Annotated in this window: 14 protein-coding genes; 5 read left to right on the forward strand and 9 right to left on the reverse strand. The window is 52.9% G+C overall.

From position 1 onward, the window contains the following. Nucleotides 1-625: 625 nt before the first annotated feature. Nucleotides 626-1,561 (forward strand): LysR family transcriptional regulator, encoded by a 936-nt coding sequence (locus tag FDW95_RS00335; protein ID WP_115258594.1) that lies wholly within the window; start codon nucleotides 626-628, stop codon nucleotides 1,559-1,561. A 99-nt stretch (nucleotides 1,562-1,660) separates the two neighbouring features. Then, nucleotides 1,661-2,386, forward strand: a complete 726-nt coding sequence (locus FDW95_RS00340; protein WP_115258595.1) for a substrate-binding domain-containing protein — start codon at nucleotides 1,661-1,663, stop codon at nucleotides 2,384-2,386. Here the strand turns inward: FDW95_RS00340 and FDW95_RS00345 are convergent. From FDW95_RS00345 to puuE, 4 genes are all read right to left on the reverse strand, one after another. Further along, the gene (locus FDW95_RS00345) at nucleotides 2,370-3,122 is read right to left on the reverse strand and encodes an ABC transporter ATP-binding protein (protein WP_115258596.1); all 753 of its coding nucleotides are present in this window, start codon (nucleotides 3,120-3,122) and stop codon (nucleotides 2,370-2,372) included. The two genes, FDW95_RS00340 and FDW95_RS00345, sit on opposite strands and share 17 nt — an antisense overlap. Continuing rightward, entirely contained in the window at nucleotides 3,119-4,123 is a 1,005-nt protein-coding gene (locus FDW95_RS00350) for an iron ABC transporter permease (protein WP_115258597.1), read from the reverse strand. The genes FDW95_RS00345 and FDW95_RS00350 overlap by 4 nt, the downstream gene beginning before the upstream one ends. Next, a complete protein-coding gene (locus FDW95_RS00355) occupies nucleotides 4,110-5,165 on the reverse strand; it encodes an ABC transporter substrate-binding protein (RefSeq protein WP_115258598.1) in 1,056 nt (351 codons plus the stop codon). Before FDW95_RS00355 ends, FDW95_RS00350 begins: the two co-directional genes overlap by 14 nt. A 186-nt stretch (nucleotides 5,166-5,351) precedes the next feature. After that, nucleotides 5,352-6,617, reverse strand: coding sequence for a 4-aminobutyrate transaminase (puuE, locus tag FDW95_RS00360; RefSeq protein ID WP_115258599.1), 1,266 nt, complete (start codon nucleotides 6,615-6,617; stop codon nucleotides 5,352-5,354). A gap of 107 nt (nucleotides 6,618-6,724) precedes the next feature. Between puuE and FDW95_RS00365 the strand changes: the two genes are divergently transcribed. Beyond that, nucleotides 6,725-8,200, forward strand: coding sequence for a PLP-dependent aminotransferase family protein (locus FDW95_RS00365; RefSeq protein WP_115258600.1), 1,476 nt, complete (start codon nucleotides 6,725-6,727; stop codon nucleotides 8,198-8,200). A 91-nt stretch (nucleotides 8,201-8,291) separates the two neighbouring features. Here the strand turns inward: FDW95_RS00365 and FDW95_RS00370 are convergent, their stop codons facing one another. The 4 genes from FDW95_RS00370 to FDW95_RS00385 form a co-directional block, all read right to left on the reverse strand. Then, on the reverse strand, nucleotides 8,292-9,503 hold the full coding sequence (locus FDW95_RS00370; RefSeq protein ID WP_115258601.1) for a cytochrome c: 1,212 nt from the start codon (nucleotides 9,501-9,503) through the stop codon (nucleotides 8,292-8,294). 3 nt (nucleotides 9,504-9,506) lie between these two features. Then, a complete protein-coding gene (locus tag FDW95_RS00375) occupies nucleotides 9,507-11,399 on the reverse strand; it encodes an FAD/NAD(P)-binding protein (protein ID WP_115258602.1) in 1,893 nt (630 codons plus the stop codon). A gap of 82 nt (nucleotides 11,400-11,481) precedes the next feature. Further along, nucleotides 11,482-11,955: an ester cyclase gene (locus FDW95_RS00380; protein WP_115258603.1), complete on the reverse strand. Its 474-nt coding sequence runs from the start codon at nucleotides 11,953-11,955 to the stop codon at nucleotides 11,482-11,484. Between the two features lie 11 nt (nucleotides 11,956-11,966). Further along, the gene (locus FDW95_RS00385) at nucleotides 11,967-13,394 is read right to left on the reverse strand and encodes an aminobutyraldehyde dehydrogenase (RefSeq protein WP_115258604.1); all 1,428 of its coding nucleotides are present in this window, start codon (nucleotides 13,392-13,394) and stop codon (nucleotides 11,967-11,969) included. A 291-nt stretch (nucleotides 13,395-13,685) separates the two neighbouring features. On the opposite strand from FDW95_RS00385, the gene FDW95_RS00390 reads away from it, so the two are divergent. Both FDW95_RS00390 and FDW95_RS00395 read left to right on the forward strand, forming a co-directional pair. Then, a complete protein-coding gene (locus tag FDW95_RS00390) occupies nucleotides 13,686-14,411 on the forward strand; it encodes a GntR family transcriptional regulator (protein ID WP_115258605.1) in 726 nt (241 codons plus the stop codon). A gap of 24 nt (nucleotides 14,412-14,435) precedes the next feature. Next, the gene (locus FDW95_RS00395) at nucleotides 14,436-15,134 is read left to right on the forward strand and encodes a cache domain-containing protein (protein ID WP_115258606.1); all 699 of its coding nucleotides are present in this window, start codon (nucleotides 14,436-14,438) and stop codon (nucleotides 15,132-15,134) included. A 34-nt stretch (nucleotides 15,135-15,168) separates the two neighbouring features. Here the strand turns inward: FDW95_RS00395 and FDW95_RS00400 are convergent, their stop codons facing one another. After that, nucleotides 15,169-16,650 carry an APC family permease gene (locus tag FDW95_RS00400; RefSeq protein WP_115258607.1) on the reverse strand — a complete coding sequence of 494 codons (1,482 nt, stop codon included), beginning with the start codon at nucleotides 16,648-16,650 and terminating at the stop codon, nucleotides 15,169-15,171. Nucleotides 16,651-16,736 lie beyond the last annotated feature (86 nt).

A 16,736-nucleotide genomic window follows, 5' to 3' on the forward strand; every position in this document is an offset into this window, starting at 1 on the left:
ATCAATAAGTTGGAGTCATTACCGGCGTCGTAATGATCGACAGGTGTACAATCAGGCAAAGCCATGCAGTTCTTTCGATCATAATAAGTGTGCGACTTTTACAGAGGGCTCAGGGTTTAATTTGTAATAAAAGTGAATAAAACGTTATTCATTCAGTAAAATTTGCTTAAGTATTAACTCGTTATCCCTGAATCCAGACTGTGACCATAAATTTGCGCGGTATTCTAGTCAGATTCACCTCATGCGTCTCGCAAACAATGTGCATAACATTATGCGTAATAGATATAATGCGTTACCTACACTCCTGCAGTAACTTTAAAATGGGTAGAAACAGGCTTTATCTACCGCCCCCATTATCAAAATAGTCATGAACCCCGTAACAACACGGTTATTCATTGTAATTTTCGCATTTTGCTTTTTTGTTTTCTTACACAAACCATGCTATCTTTTAATGGATAAGAATTGGTTAAAATATTATTGTGCAACCGTTTAAAAGGTATGTTCACGTAACATGCCTGCGCTATTTTTGTTGGCTGGACTGTATACATTCAATTTCAAAAGACACTGGCCGAAGCCGTGCGGGAATGTATACAGATAATATTCACAATGCATATCTGAGGTCTCAGTGGTCCAGAAAATCAGCTTTAACGATAACGAACTCCGTATCCTTTATGAACTTTCGTGTACCCGTAGTTTGAGTCTGGCTGCGGAAACGCTAAAAATTGCGCAACCCAATATCAGTAGAACCTTACAACAACTGGAGGACCGTTTTGGATTCTCCGTGTTCGATCGCTCTTGTCGGCCGATAAAATTGACCCGTTTCGGTGAAGAGCTTCTCCCCTACGTCAAAAAACACATGAAGTCATGTGAAGATATCCAGAAGTTTACAATGGCCTATAAGCTGGCGTCTGATGGGTTTGTCAGGATCCATGCCCCTACCGGTCAGCTGTTATTTATCTCCAAGTACGTCATTCCTGGGTTGAAAGCGCAGCATCCGGAAATTAAATTAATGCTGACCACCAGTAACCTCAGCAACGCTGAATTTACCCTTGGCGTCCCTTTTAGTGATGACTGCGACATCTTGTTTACGCATTCATTGCCCGACAATGACGAACTTATTGCGCGAAATATCGCATCGATTCCGGCCAATATATATGGCACCCGCGACATGATTGCGAGATATCCGATCCACTCCATTGAAGATTATGGACACAGTCCCTGTATACTTTTTTTCTCACATATGGAAGACAATCATAACATCTGGTATATAAATGACGACTCACATAAAGAAATAAGAAAGATAATCATTAGCGGTGATTTTGCCTGCGATAACTCGTATGCCGCAATCGAACTCGCCAAAGCGGGTCTTGGTTATTTATTTATGCCCGAGTTGATCATTAAAGAAACAGATATCGACGGTCTGGTCCCTACACTTCCTGATAACTTCTCCACCCATCTGGATCTGTTTGTGATTTACAGTAAAAAGACACAGCAGCCTTTCCGGGTACAGCTAATCATTAATTCAATTGTTAATATCTTAAAAAAATTATTACCCAGATAATTATTGCCATTTGCATCGAATAGTTGGTCATATACAATATGATGACGTTTAAGATGTCTGTCATTCATTTCGGACCTCGAATTCAGGACTCACTACATTATGTCATGCCCCATCACGCTCTTCGCTGCTGGCAGTTTACGGCTGGCCTTTACCCCGCTGATAAACCAGTTCACGTCTCTAAGCGGAATTGACGTTTGTGTGGAATACGGCCCGGCCGGATTATTACGCGAACGTATAGAAGCCGGTGAACCTTGTGCCTTATTTGCCTCGGCCAATCGTGCACATCCGCAGCAGTTGCTGGCCAGCGGTAGGGCACGGTCCGTGCATACCTTTTGCTGGAACCAACTGAGCCTCACCACCCGCAAAACCGGCGAATGGCTGGAGTTACTGCGAGATCCAACCCTGCGTATTGGCACCTCAACCCCCGGCTGTGACCCTTCCGGGGATTATACCTGGGCATTATTCGACAGCCTCGATGTGCTCGAACCCGGCCTTGGACAGCGCCTGCGCGAACGCGCTATTCCCCTTGTCGGTGGCCGTGACACGGTTAAGGTGCCAAATGGCGAACTGGCCAGCGCGTGGATTATTCGCCAGGGCCTGGCGGATTTGTTTATTGGCTACGCGCACTATGCAACAGCACTTGCCGGGCAGCCCGATATTCGCTGCGTAACGATCCCCACGGACCATAACATTCGCTGTGAATACCAGCTGGCGGTGCTCGAGGCGTCTAAAAACGTCAAAGCGCTGGTTGATTTTATCCTCGCGCGCGACGGACAAACATGTTTGGCCAGCGCCGGTTTTAAAACACTTAACGATGAATGGTAAACAGCGGCGCGATAAACGGCGTCGGATGCGGGTCCACGCTAAATTTTCGCAGCGGTAAACCGTACGCCTGGAACAAATTATCTTCCGTCACAATCTCCTGAGTTGGCCCCGCCAGCCATCTCCCCTGCGGCAACAACAGCAGCGTATGACTGGCTATCTGTAGTGCATGCTGCGGATCGTGCGTTGTAAAGAGAATGCTGCAGCCCTGGCGATACGCCAGATCGCTGATAAGCTGCAGCACCACCTGCTGATTGGCTAAATCCAGCGCGGAACAGGGTTCATCAAGCAACAGCGTTTGACAATCCGTGACCAACGCCCGGGCGATCATTACCAACTGTTGCTGCCCGCCGGAAAGTGAACAAAAGGTACAGGACGCAAGATGCGCAATATTGAGCTGCTCCAGCGCCTGCATCGCCCGCTTTTTATCCTGCTGGCCCGGTTGAGCAAATAACTTTACATGCTGCGCGCGGCCCATCAGCACGACATCGCTAACGGTGTAGGGAAACGGTAAGCGCGTATGCTGCGCCACAATACCCATTCCCCCCTCACTTTGTATGTTTCCACCCAACAACGGCAGCGTACCGGTCAGCGTATCCAGCAACGTGCTCTTCCCCAAACCGTTACGCCCGAGCACGGCCCAGATATTGCCTTTCTCACAGCGGAACGTGAGCGGCGCAAACAACGGCATCCGGTAACCATACTCCAGCTGATCGACGTTAAGTGCGGCAGATATCATCGTTTCCCCCGTCGGCTGGACTGAATCAGCAAAAAGGCAAACAGCGGCGCGCCGAGCAAGGCGGTGATGATCCCCAGAGGAATTTCCGCAGGTAGCAGCGTGCGGGCAATATCATCTACCACAATCATAAAACCGCCGCCCAGCCAGAAAGCGCAGGGGAGTAACCGACGGTGATCAACGCCTACCAGCAGGCGGGCCAGATGCGGGATCACCAGCCCCACCCAGGCAATACTGCCGCTGACGGAGACCTGCGCCGCAACCAGCAATGCGCAGCACAGCAACACACTGCGCCGCAGCGGAACCACCGCCACCCCGAGCGCTGTGGCGTCTTTATCGTTGAGTGATAACAGGTTGATTCGCCAGCGCAACTGGTACAACAGCATGGCCGCAATGCCGACCGGCACCGCCAGCAGCCACACTTTATGCCAGTTGGCGGTTGCAAAACTGCCCAACAGCCAAAATACAATGCTGGGTAACGTCTCTTCGGTATCGGCCTGGTATTGAATCAGGCTCACCAGCGCGGCAAAAAAACCACTCAAAATAATGCCCGAGAGGATCAGCACCAGCGTGTTTTCCAGCCCCTGTAGTGCGGCAATGGCATATACCAGAATCAACGCCGCCAGACCAAAGAAGAACGTCGACCCCATCATCAGGAACGGATCAAGCCCAAGCAAAATCGCCAGCGTGCCGCCAAATGCTGAGCCAGAGGTCACCCCAATAATATGCGGGTCCACCAGCGGATTATGAAACACGCCTTGCAGCGTAGCCCCACATAACCCCAGCGCGCCGCCCGCCAGCAGTGCCATCAAAATACGCGGGAGTCTGACGGTCCAGACGACCTGGTGCGCCATACCCTGCGAGTCTGCGTAATGGCTCAACAGTGAGAACACATCGCGCAGCGACAGCGGATATTGCCCCACACACAGTGAACCAACACCCAGCAGTAGCACCACGGTAATCAGTATCGGTTGCAGGGGGAAAGCGCGATTACTTAGCGGCATCGGACTGCCAGTTCACGCGGTAAAAACGATGGTAGTAATCCTGTGCCTGCGCATCAACATCGATGTTTTTATAGGCATCCGGATAGAGTTTTTTTGCCATCCACAATTCACCCAGCGCCAGCGCTTCCGGCATCGGATATCCCCAGGCTTTGGCGTATTCCGGCATCAGCCAGACGCGATGATTTTTTACCGCATCGATGTTCTGCCAGTTGGGATCGTTTAGGATCTCCGTCACCACCTGCGGGTAGCGGTCCTGGACAAAAATCACCTGCGGGTTCCACGCTAACACCTGCTCCAGCGAAACCTGCCGCGCGCCTTTAACGCTCGCCGCAGCCACGTTTAGCCCTCCGGCATGCTGCATCATCAGGCCCGTGTACTTTCCGGCACCGTAAGTCATGAGATCGGGGTTGGCCATATAGATACGGACTTTTTGCGCCTGTGCAATCGCCGCCACCGGCGCATTGAATTTAGCCCTGGCCGAAAAAACGTAGTCGATCAGCGTTTCAGCCTGCGGTTTACGTCCCACCACGTCGGCAATCAGGCGAATCCCCTGCTTTAAGCCTTCGTTGTAGACCTGCTCTTCGTCAGCCATAGTCGGGTTCATTTTGTTCTGCTGGCCAGCAGCATCCTGACGTAATGAGATAGCCACCACCGGAATCCCGGCATTCTGAATCTGCTGAATCATCTCGGCAGGTGCATAGTTGGCAACAAACACCACTTGCGGGTGGGTAGCCAGCAGGCTTTCAATATTCACGCTGGTGAGATCGCCCGGCGTCGGCAGGGTCGTAATCGTCGGCATAAAGCGGGCGAACGCCGGTCCAAGCTGTTTTTTCCAGCTCGACATCACGCCGACAATGTCCTGCGTGGCATCCAGTTGAACCAGAATATTCAGCGTCTGGTGTTGTAACACCACCACCTTATTGACGCTATCGGGGATCGTGACCTGGCGGCCAAGCTGATCGGTTATCGTGCGGTCTGCCTGCGCCGAAAACGCAAACAACATGCTGGCGCATACCAGCAAAAATGAACGAAGAGTTAACATAGATACCATCTGGACAGGAGAAAAATCGATATGCATTAAATTATATAACGAGGTATCTGGCAACGCATTTCCAATAAATCAGGTAACTCTACCGATGAAGATCAATTGACGTTGATAAACCGACAGGAACAAAAAAGCCGACGATGTGTACCACCGTCGGCCAGGGTTGACGCTATACGCGCACTATCACGATTTAGTGACGGATTTAATAATTTCCAGCGCTTTTACGAACTGATCCTGCGGAATGGTCAGCGGGTAAAGGAAACGGATCACGTTGCCGTACTGGCCGCAGGTAAGCAGCAGCAGCCCCTGCTCAAGGGCTTTCTTCTGTACGCGTTGCGCCGTGGCCGCAGAAGGCTCTCCGGTGCTGGCATCACAAAACTCAGCGGCAATCATCGATCCTAACCCACGCACTTCGGCAAGTTCCGGACACCACGCACGGGCATCGGTCAGCGTGGCACGCAGTTGTTCACCCAGCGCCGCTGCTCGCTGGCACAGTTGCTCATCATGAATGATATCAAGCACCGCGTGAGCGGCCGCCACGGCGAGCGGGTTACCGGCATAGGTACCGCCCAGACCACCCGGTGCAGGGGCATCCATAATTTCGGCTTTGCCGACCACGCCAGACAGCGGCATACCGCCCGCCAGGCTTTTCGCCATGGTCATCAGATCGGCTTTGTGGGCGTAATGGTCCATGGCAAAAAGCTCGCCGGTGCGGGCAAAACCACTCTGGACTTCATCGGCAATCATCACAATACCGTGCTCATCGCAGATGCGACGAATAGCGGCAACGAATTCAGGTGGGGCCACCACAAAGCCCCCTTCACCCTGGACGGGTTCGAAGATAATCGCTGCGACCTGGCTGGCGTCGATATCAGCTTTAAACAAACGCTCGATGGCTTTTATCGAATCTGCGGTGGTGATGCCCTGCAACTCAGAAGGATACGGTGCGTGGTAAACCGATCCCGGGAACGGCCCGAAGCCTTTTTTATACGGTGCGACCTTGCCGGTCAGCGCCATCGTCATATAGGTACGGCCATGAAATCCCCCGCCAAACGCGATCACGCCGGGACGGCCGGTGTGTGCGCGGGCAATTTTAACCGCGTTTTCGACAGCTTCTGCGCCGGTGGTAAAGAACGTGGTTTTACGCAAACCGTCAATCGGCGCGGCCGCATTGATTTTCTCCGCCAGCGAGACGTAGCTTTCGTACGGGACAATCTGATAGGCCGTGTGGGTAAAGGCTTGAAGTTGCGCTTCAACCGCCTGCACCATACGAGGATGACGGTGTCCGGTATTCAGGACGGCAATCCCGGCAGCAAAATCAATATATTGATTGCCTTCGATATCGGTAATGGTGCTGTTTTCTGCCGACTGGGCGAAAAAGTCACACATTACGCCCACGCCACGCGGGGTTGCATCCAGACGACGTTGTTGCAGGTTTTTATTATTCATTCTCTACACCTTGTTCATAAACACATTCAGGGTTGAATTACCCTTTAAATCTAGACGCCATCTGGTACTTTAATCGAGAGCCAAATCGTTTTATTTTAAGGATCCAAATGCGTTCACTTGCCGGAGATGTGATCAAGCATGCATTTAGCCAGCAAACCGACGAGAAACTGCACCGGCGTTTGTATGCCGCCATCTGCAGCTGCATTCTTGAAGGCAGCTTGAAACCCGCCACCCGTATGCCACCTTCGCGCGATCTGGCGGGCGAACTGGCGTTATCGCGCAATACCGTCCTGCGAGTGTATGAGCAACTGCAGGCCGAAGGGTATATTTCTGCACGTACCAGCAGCGGCACGTTTGTCACCGACAGCGTGCTGGACAACCTCGCGCAACGGCCCGATAAAAAAAACGCGCCCCCCGCACAGGAAGACCGCGCCAGCCTGTCCACCCGCTGCCTGGAGCTGCTCGGTAATGCCAGCGCCAGCCCGCGCCAGTGGGGGGCGTTTATTCCTGGCGTTCCGGATGTGCAACATTTCCCCCACCGCACGCTTAAAAAAATTCAGGACCGGCTGGCAAGACGCCTGCGCCCGGAGTTTCTCACCTATGATGCGGCGGGTGGCGACGGTGAACTAAAAGAAGCGCTGGCGGACTATTTGCGTACCGCGCGCGGCGTCAGGTGTGCTCCTGAACAGATACTGATCACCGAAGGCATTCACCAGGCGTTGGATCTGGTGACCCGCACCCTGTGTAACCCTGGCGATAACGCCTGGATTGAAGAGCCAGGCTATTGGGGAATCAAAAATATTCTGCGCATCAACGCGGTTAACTTCTCGGCGATGGCGGTTGATGAACAGGGCATGGTACCGCCAGTGTCGTCAGCGGTGTCCCCGAAGCTGATTTTTGTGACACCGTCACATCAGTATCCGCTGGGGTCGGTGATGAGCCTGAGCCGGCGACGGCAGTTACTGTTTCGCGCACGTGAAACACGCAGTTGGATCGTGGAAGATGACTACGACAGCGAGTTTCGCTTTTCGGGGCAGCCTATTCCTTCACTGCAAGGACTGGAGGAAGAAAGTCCAGTTATCTACATCGGCACATTCAGCAAAACGCTCTATCCTGCCCTCCGACTCGGGTATGTTGTGCTGCCCAAACCGCTCGCTGCACCGCTGAAGAAAGTGCATAACGACCTCTATCGCGGCGGACACCTTTTGATTCAGGCCGCGCTGGCAGAGTTTATCCGCGAAGGCTACTACGCCGCGCATATCCGTAAAATGCGCCAACTGTACAGCCGCCGTCGTCAGACGCTGGTGGACCTGATCGCCACACAACTCGGAGAGGATTATCTGGGACCGTTCAACAGTAACGCCGGGCTGCATCTGATATTACAATTGCCAGCCCATGCCGACGACAGCATGATTGCACAGCTGGCGAATACGCAGGGGTTATTGGTACGACCGCTGTCACGTTACTACGTCAACGAAGAGAAACGCAGCGGTCTGTTGCTGGGTTTTGCCAGTATTGAAGAACATGAGATGGCCGCGGCGTTTTCCCGGTTGGCGGGCATTATCAAGGCAAACGTAGGATAAACGTTGCCGGATGGCGTCACTAACGCGTCTTATCCGACCTACAATACGGTTTTTATAGGTCGGATAAGCGCAGCGCCATCAGGCATAACGCTTAGTGTGTAGCTGGTTTAAGTCCGGCAAGCTCCTCCTGACTGACCTCGCCATTGCCTTCACCCCAACTTTTTCGTACATAGTTGATCACATCGCGCATCTCAACTTCGGTCAGCAATCCGTTATACGCTGGCATCTTAAACGACACGTTGCCCCGCGTGGTCGGCGTTTCCGCGCCCTGCGAAATCACCCTGAACAGCGGGGTCGGATCGTCAACCATCACCAGCGGATTGTGGATCAGTGACGGCGCGTTGTTATCCGTGCCCTTGCCTTCCAGACCGTGACAGGTCGAGCAATAACGGTTGTAGACCACTTTTCCCGCCTGCGGTGAATTCGACCAGGACGCCGTGGTGGTGCCCGCTCGTGTCGGCTCCGGTTTGACGTTTTTCAGGCTCCGCAGATACTGTGCAATCGCTGCTGCATCTTCATCCGTCAGGTATTGTGTACTCTCACTGACGACTTCAGCCATTGAACCCGAAACCGCAGCATGCTTGCTTTTACCGGTCAGTAACAGCGACGTTAACTCCTGCTCAGACATCCCGGTGCCCCGAAGGGACGGCGCATACCAGCCGTCAATCATCGCCCCGCTCAGGTACTGTGCATCGGCATGAGTATAGGCTTTCTCATTCATCGCCATTCCCCTCGGGGTATGGCAGGAGCCACAGTGGCCAGGTCCTTCAACCAGATAAGCTCCGCGCTGGATCCGCGCGGCACTGGCATCGGTACTGTTGCTACCTACCGCAGCCGTTGCAGGAGCGTCGGTAAAGAGCCAGTTCCAGATATGCAGCGGCCAGCGGGCTGAAATCAGCCAGGGGATCTCATTCTCTTTATTTGCTGTCGCAGACGGCGTGACATCATGCATAAAGTAGCGATACAGCGTCTGGACATCTTCGTCGGAGAGCTTTGCGTAAGACGGATATGGCATGGCCGGGTAAAGCGGATGTCCATCTTTGGCAATGCCCTGACGCACCGCTTTTTCAAAATCCTCGTAGGAATAGTTACCGATGCCGTGGGTTTTGTCCGGCGTGATATTTGTCGAGAAAATATCACCGACCGGCGTGGGAAACTTTTTGCCCCCTGCCATCGCGTCCCCACCCTCAGCGGTGTGACAGGCTACACAGTCTGAAATTCTGGCGATGTACTCACCGTGAGAGTCCGCGGCGGAAACCGTCGCGCTAAACAAACAGGCGACAAGAACGGTTACATTACGCATAGATCACCTCATACCCTTGAGTTCGTTAACCGCCCGCAATGCCTGATCGATCGCCGCATGTGCATACGCGCTCCAGTCGGCATCAGAGTTAGCAATCGCAATTCGGCCGATGGGTTGGCGTGCCCGCTCAACAACCTTCTCCATTTCATCCATGTCGTCGAACAGCGGGTTGGCGTAATAGGCATAGCCATGTGCCCAGCGGTTAACCGTAATAGCCGCGATATCACGTTGATTGTCAAAGCCTGTCGAGCCAAACATCTCCTGCAACTGACCACGGATCATCTCTTCATGCGCAGCAAACGTGGTCCCCAGCAGATAGGCCCGTCCCAGGCGGAATTGTTCTCTCGCCGGTAAGTTACTGCCCGGATAGGTTGGCACATAGACCATATGAATCACCATCGGATCGTCCGGGGTCGCCGGGTGCTGATAGCCGCCAATGCTGACTGGATAGTCGAGCTTAATGCGGCTGTACGGCGCAGCCGGGGAATAAAACTCATGTACGCCGAGTTGCTTAAACGCCTGCCAGTTTTTCACCACTACGTTGGTGTACACCAGCGGCGCCTTTACGTTCAGCTTGAGATCTGCCTGTTGTTGTTTCGGCATTTCCGGCACCAGGTACGGGATCATCATGTTATAACCCGCCATGATGGCGTTTTTTGCGTGCACACGATGCAATTTGCCGTCACGCAGATAGGTTACGGCCACGCCGCCCGGCACGTTGGCCGCATTAATCACGCTACTGTTGAGGCGCAAACGCGTGGTATTTTCCGGCAGATCCAGCTTTTCGTAATGCAATCTGGCGAGGACGGAATCCTCCATGGTGGTCCCCGGCAAGGCATCCGGGAGCATATATCTGACCATTATTCGCGCCAGTCCCGCGTTGCCATCGGGGAAGTGATAAACATACGGCTCTTCGAGGTCGGCCAGTGACTCGCCGTCCAGCGGCGGCAGACCTAACGCTTCCATGCCCGGTAAGGCGCATGCCCGGGCATCGCTACAGGAAATGCCCTCAATGCCGATAGCAAAGAAATCGTTGGAGCGCTGCTGGAAATAGAGCAGTGCCATTTTGCTTAAACCGACTTTCGTGGCCAGAAATTCACTGTAGCTGTGGGTATCCAGCCAACTACTTTTCTCCTCGACCGTCATGCCCGGAAGGTAGTCGCCAGGGCGTACATGCAGATCGATAAGCGCTTTTCGGTCGCTCTCACTCAACGGAAAATCATTGATAAAGTCTTCAATCTTACGACCGTTGAGCCGGTCCGGTGGAATATCGTCAGAAACCGCGCGTCCCGGATCGCCGCTGACAATTTTGGTCTCGCCAAAATTCTTTTTGTCGAAAAAGACACCGCGACTGAGCTGCCAGTCTGGATAGAAGTTGACGTCAAAACTCTCTTTGAGCTTGGTGGCGCTCACGCCGAGTGTTTCCATCAGCTTTTGTACGTCCGGGCTGAAATTATGCGCTGGCGACTGAAACGACTCACTGCCGCCATAGCCGATCAGTTTTTTTCCGGCTGTGCTAAATTCGTTACGTTTGGCGTGGCCGCCAAAATCATCATGGTTGTCGAGGATCAGAACCTTGCTGTTTTGCCCGACAAGTTGCCGCCAGAAACATCCGGCCGCCAGCCCGCTAATGCCGCCACCAACCACCACCAGGTCGTACTCTTCCTCGACCGGAAGCGCCGTTAAATCAAATTTTTTCTGTTCCCGGCCCAGCGCGTGAGCCATTTCAAACGAGCCCGGATGGTTACCACGCAGCCCCGTCAGGCTGGGAGGGTAATAACTTCCATCGATAAATTCATGTTCTTTTCCTGCCGCTCTGACCATATCCAGAGGGGTCAGCCCCGCGGCGATGGTGACCGCCACACCGTTGAGAAAATCACGTCGGGTAATTGCCATTAACTTGTCCTTTTGCCACGCACACACTGCCCTAAACACAGCACAAATGAGAGGTTCCCCCTCTCACAAGGGGGACCACCGACTACTTCACTGGCTTGAGGTCTTCATCCAGTTTTTTAGAATCATAATAATCACCCTGCCAGGTGATTTTTCCTGCCTTAACATGAATATAGCTGACGCCTTCAAATTTGATCGGATTATTTGTCGGCGGACTTCCTGCCCATTCGCCGCTATTTTTACCCGAGAACTCCCAACGAAATGCCACGGTATCTTCGTCATAGACGGGTTTGCCGACCATTTTCCAGTTCAGATCCGGGACAGCCTTAATGAATGCTCCAATCACCTCTTTCTCGGCTTTTTCCCTGCCAGTTATCGGCTCCCCGGCGGCGGCATCGTAATAGACCGCGTCGTCGGCCAGATACTGCGCTGCGAGCGGCGCGTTATGCGCATTCCAGGCCGCCATATACGCTTTTACGGTGTTCAGCGGGGAGCTGTCTGCCAGACTAAACCCCGAGAACATCACCAGCGACAGCGCAGCTATTTTTAATGTTTTCATCGTATTACCCGCTATTCAGAAATATCGCACATGATATGTTTCACTCGGGTGTACTCATCGAGTGAATAAGAGGAGAGATCTTTACCGTAGCCGGATTTCTTGAACCCGCCGTGCGGCATTTCCGCACACAGTGGAATATGGTTGTTGATCCACACCGTGCCAAAATCGAGGCCAATGCAAAAACGCTGTGCGCGGCCGTGGTTACCGGTCCAGACGCTTGCGGCCAGGCCGTATTCCACATCATTGGCTTTGTGCAACGCGTCTTCGTCAGTCGAAAAGGACTGAATCGCCATTACCGGACCAAACACTTCATGTTGAATGGCTTCGTCGTGCTGATGCAGACCGGAGATGATGGTTGGCTCAAAGTAGAAGCCCGGTCCGGGCCCTGCTCTGCCACCCGTTTCAATTTTTGCATGCGCAGGCAGACGCGCAATAAAACCTTGCACCTGCTCCAGTTGGTTCCGGCTATTCAACGCGCCATATAGCGCATCCCTATCCTGCGGGGGACCAAATTTGATGCTTTTTGTTTTCTGGATCAATTTTTCCAAAAACTCAGCATAAACGGACTGCTCGACGAGAATTCGCGTGGCGGCAGTACAATCTTGCCCGGCATTGAAAAAGCCGGCGGTAGCGATCGTCTCAATCGCCCTGTCGATATTCGCGTCGGCAAATACCACGGCGGGCGCTTTACCGCCCAACTCCAGATGGGCTTTGGTCAGGTTTGCCGCCGCCGACGCGGCCACCTGTAGACCCGCACGTACCGAGCCAGTAATCGAAACCAGTGAGGCCGTCGGGTTCGACACCACCAGCGAACCGGTTTTGGCTTTCCCTAATACCACATTTAACGCCCCTTTCGGGAACAGCGGCGCGGCCAGCTCAGCCAGCAGCAGCGTGCTGACCGGCGTGGTGTCACTCGGTTTAAGCACCACCGTATTGCCTGCCGCCAGCGCAGGGGCTATCTTCCACACCGCCATCATAAACGGGTAATTCCACGGCGTGACTTGCCCCACAATACCCAGCGGTTCGCGACGAATGGTTGAGGTGAACCCGGCAGAATATTCACCGGCAGCCTTCCCTTCAAGGCAGCGCGCGGCACCGGCAAAAAATCGAATGGCGTCGCAGGAGGCCGCGATCTCTTCTTTCTCAATAAAATGGCGCAGCTGTCCAGTTTCCTGACTCTGGGCGTTAACCAGTCGCTCTACATTGCGTTCGATTTCATCAGCCAGCGCCAGAAGCGCTTTTTGCCGCTGTGCGGGCGTCGATTTCTTCCAGATACTGAACGCGGCAGCGGCGGCCGAGTAGGCCAGATCGACTTCTGCTGCCCCACCATTGGGCGATAACGCGTATGTTTCACCGTCCACCGGGCTGACCAGCTCAAACGCGTCTTCGGTACTGCCCGCCACGTAGTGTCCGTTAATAAAATGCTTCAGGGTTTTCATGACTGTCTCCTGCCCGTTAATACATAAAGAATCTTATGTAATATATATATTGTAAAATTTTTTCAAATGCGCAACATTGACAGTATGATAAACGTCGCATTTTTAACTTAAATTTTACATTTTCGCGGTAAGGTTATTCATCGTCATTTGACGCTAACGGGACACACATCCGCCTGTGCAACGGTTTTGTGCATGGGCAGGTAAAATAACGCGACCATTCTGACCTTCCTTGCCTGACAGGCTTGTGTTAGAAAGGGTTGTTGTTTCAGGGAATTGAGTGCAGAAAAGATTATGATTACTCATGCGGTCATATTTGCGCCTATCGGGCAGGTCAGTCGTTCCGACCAGATTGTGCAGCGCCTTTCAAACGCCATCATTACGGGATTGCTCGAGCCAAAAGAGCAACTGCCCAACGAAACCGACCTGGCAAAGATGATGGGCGTCTCACATATCACCATCAGAGAAGCACTCAACACGCTTCGGGCTAATAATCTTATCCATACGGTTCGTGGCCGAAATGGCGGCAGCTTCGTTTGCGAAAATATTGATGGCAAAAATAGCGTCCTGCATCCGTTTAAATCGATTGGCACCGATTACCTTTCCGACTTAGGCGAAATGCATTGCGCCATTATCAGCCACAGCGCCAGGCTGGCCTCCCGGCGCATGACCAATGCGGATATCGCTAAATTTCGCGAGTTTGTTGAGGTGTTAAGAAAGGCTGATTCACCCGAATTAATGACTCAGGCCGATATGCGTTGCCTGCTGGCGATCGCCGCCAGTTCGCATTCAGCGCGGCTGGCGAACCAGGAGCTGCAGGTGCAGGCGGAGTGGGCTTCGCTGGTCGCTATACTCTATCGTTCTGGCACTATTCACGCCGAGATCATTGCGCTCTATTCGGCGCTGGCCGATGCGCTGGCCGCGCATAATGAGACAGAATCGGTGCAGTTTGCCACCCAGATTATCGATACCTGTACCTATTATCTTATTGAAAAAAAGCTGAAATATAACGCGAACTGACCATCAGTGAAGGCAGGAAAGACCATGAGCTCTTCGACATCCCTTAGCGCATTAATCCGTAAAATTGATGATATTACTGTCTCTACCGTAGAGTCTACCGTTGCGCTGGCGAGGAGCATCCACGAGGCGATTGCCGGTGTACAAAAAGGCTCGGCAGAGGTGGTCCTCGACCCGGCAGTGAGAGCCACTGTTCAGCGGCACATTAAACACACGCTGAATCACAATCACTATTGCTCGGGTGCCGGATTCGCCAGCCATATTGAGAATACGCCAACCCGCAACGAGTATTGGCTGCTGGAGTGGTGGTATAAGAAAGATAACGGTCTGAGTCAGGCGCATCTGGATTTAGATCAGGCCACCCAACAGCGGCTGGATTTCAGAACCTTCGAGTGGTTTAAGCATTCTCCTCCTGCAGGTGAAGCCTATATTCACGGGCCTTACGTCGACTATATCTGCAACATTTCTTACACACTGACCTCGGCGGTGCCCGTTTACTACCATGACCAGTTTCTTGGCGTCGCCGCTGTCGATCTGCTGGTTAGCCAGATCGAGGCAGAACTGCTCTCCTGCCCCCAACCTGACTATGTCATTCTGACCAATCTGGAAAACCGGATTATCTTTTCCAGTTGGCCGCGCTGTCGCGTGGGAGAATTACTGTCACCGACGAATACCCGTATTGTGTATCAGAGCGACTACTTCATTCTTTACCACTATCAACATTAAGGGGATAGGCTCTAAGGGCCCGAAGGCCCTTTGTTTAATTATCCTGCCCCATATTGAGCTTGTTTGCGTAGGCTATCGCATCATTTTCCGGCGCAGCAGAGCGACCAAACGGACGCGTCAGGAACATGTAGATAAGCCCCGAACCCACCACAATCGCCAGGCCAAACAGCACCGTCCAGCGGTCGATGAAATCACTGCTGTCAGCGGGTTGGGCCAGCAGCCAAATCCCGCACAACCCGTAAGCTAACGCCAGCACGTTAACCAGAGTCCCCCAACCACCGATGGTCCACTCACCCGCCGGTTTCCAGCCTTTCAGGCGCTGGCGCAGCGCTGCCAGCACGACCATCTGGAAGGAAATATAGATTCCGATAACAGCAAACGCGGTAATGCGCGACAGATTATCGGGCTGGAAATAGACCCAAACACAGATAATCACCGGCAGTAAGCAACTGACCACCATGGCATTATCGGGAACACCATTTTTAGAGATTTTGGACATCCACTCGCTTCCCGGCAGCATTCTGTCACGGGAGAAAGAGAAGATAAGGCGGCTCAGCGCAGCCTGGAGAGACAGAATACACGACAGCATGGCGATAATCGCGACGATGATAAAGATCGTCGCGCCGGTTTCCCCCAGGGCCTCATTGAGGATAGCCGGGATCGGATCGGCCGTTTTACCGTTGACAATACTGACCAGATTTGGCGAAGCCAGCAGATACCCCATGACGGAAATAATGGCCGAGATCGCACCAAACACGATACTCAGGATCATCGCAATCGGGATTTTTTTGCTTGGGTTCTTCACCTCTTCCGCAACGTTGCCGCAGGCTTCAAAGCCAAAGAACATAAACAGGCCCATCAGCGCGGCAGACATAAAGGCGGTGGAGTAGCTCCCGTCCTGGGCCAGCACGCCCATTGAATCAAATATCACCGAGAATGGCTGTGAACGGTGGAATATCAGCAGGTAAATCCCCAGCGCAATCACGCTGACGATCTCACACCAGAAACCAATTTTGGCGACCCGGGCAAGATTCTTTGTCCCGGACATATTCACCGCCATCATCAAGAGCAGCAGCACCACGGATGTCAGCAGCATGGTGGCCGGAGTCTGACCATAGTGGAATAATGACTCGACGAAGGTAGAGGTGTATTCCGCGATTGAGGTGATGGTCACCACCAGCGCCCACAGGTAAATCCAGGCGGCGATCCACGCATATTTTTTCCCCCACAACCTTCTGGCCCAGGGATACAGCCCTCCGGTTATCGGATACTGAGACGCCACTTCGCCAAACACCAGCGCAACCAGAAGCTGCCCACAGGCGACGATTAAAATCCACCATACCGCCGGTGGCCCTGCCAGCGTTACGGCAAGCGCAAACAGCGAATACACGGCGGTGAGTGGCGACAGGTAGGTAAAACCCAGCGCAAAGTTAGAGATAAGTCCGATCGAACGGTTGAACTGCTCTTTGCCATCTTTTTGAAAATTATCGTTTTTATTATCAGGTATCTGTTCCATATCTCTTTCTCTTTTGTGGAATAGTCACAGGGGTTAACGATTAATGTATAAAAGATATTAAGTTATATGTATAGTGATTTTGTCAT

Origin of the sequence: Citrobacter sp. wls718, assembly GCF_005280945.1 — a bacterium.
Classification (GTDB): domain Bacteria; phylum Pseudomonadota; class Gammaproteobacteria; order Enterobacterales; family Enterobacteriaceae; genus Citrobacter; species Citrobacter gillenii.

Coding starts and splice junctions, on each gene's coding strand:
- FDW95_RS00390 (WP_115258605.1), top strand. CDS start 13,686: ATGATTACTCATGCGGTCATATTTGCGCCTATCGGGCAGGTCAGTCGT.
- FDW95_RS00365 (WP_115258600.1), top strand. CDS start 6,725: ATGCGTTCACTTGCCGGAGATGTGATCAAGCATGCATTTAGCCAGCAA.
- FDW95_RS00370 (WP_115258601.1), bottom strand. CDS start 9,503: ATGCGTAATGTAACCGTTCTTGTCGCCTGTTTGTTTAGCGCGACGGTT.
- FDW95_RS00355 (WP_115258598.1), bottom strand. CDS start 5,165: ATGTTAACTCTTCGTTCATTTTTGCTGGTATGCGCCAGCATGTTGTTT.
- FDW95_RS00400 (WP_115258607.1), bottom strand. CDS start 16,650: ATGGAACAGATACCTGATAATAAAAACGATAATTTTCAAAAAGATGGC.
- FDW95_RS00375 (WP_115258602.1), bottom strand. CDS start 11,399: ATGGCAATTACCCGACGTGATTTTCTCAACGGTGTGGCGGTCACCATC.
- FDW95_RS00340 (WP_115258595.1), top strand. CDS start 1,661: ATGTCATGCCCCATCACGCTCTTCGCTGCTGGCAGTTTACGGCTGGCC.
- FDW95_RS00345 (WP_115258596.1), bottom strand. CDS start 3,122: ATGATATCTGCCGCACTTAACGTCGATCAGCTGGAGTATGGTTACCGG.
- FDW95_RS00380 (WP_115258603.1), bottom strand. CDS start 11,955: ATGAAAACATTAAAAATAGCTGCGCTGTCGCTGGTGATGTTCTCGGGG.
- FDW95_RS00385 (WP_115258604.1), bottom strand. CDS start 13,394: ATGAAAACCCTGAAGCATTTTATTAACGGACACTACGTGGCGGGCAGT.
- FDW95_RS00350 (WP_115258597.1), bottom strand. CDS start 4,123: ATGCCGCTAAGTAATCGCGCTTTCCCCCTGCAACCGATACTGATTACC.
- puuE (WP_115258599.1), bottom strand. CDS start 6,617: ATGAATAATAAAAACCTGCAACAACGTCGTCTGGATGCAACCCCGCGT.
- FDW95_RS00395 (WP_115258606.1), top strand. CDS start 14,436: ATGAGCTCTTCGACATCCCTTAGCGCATTAATCCGTAAAATTGATGAT.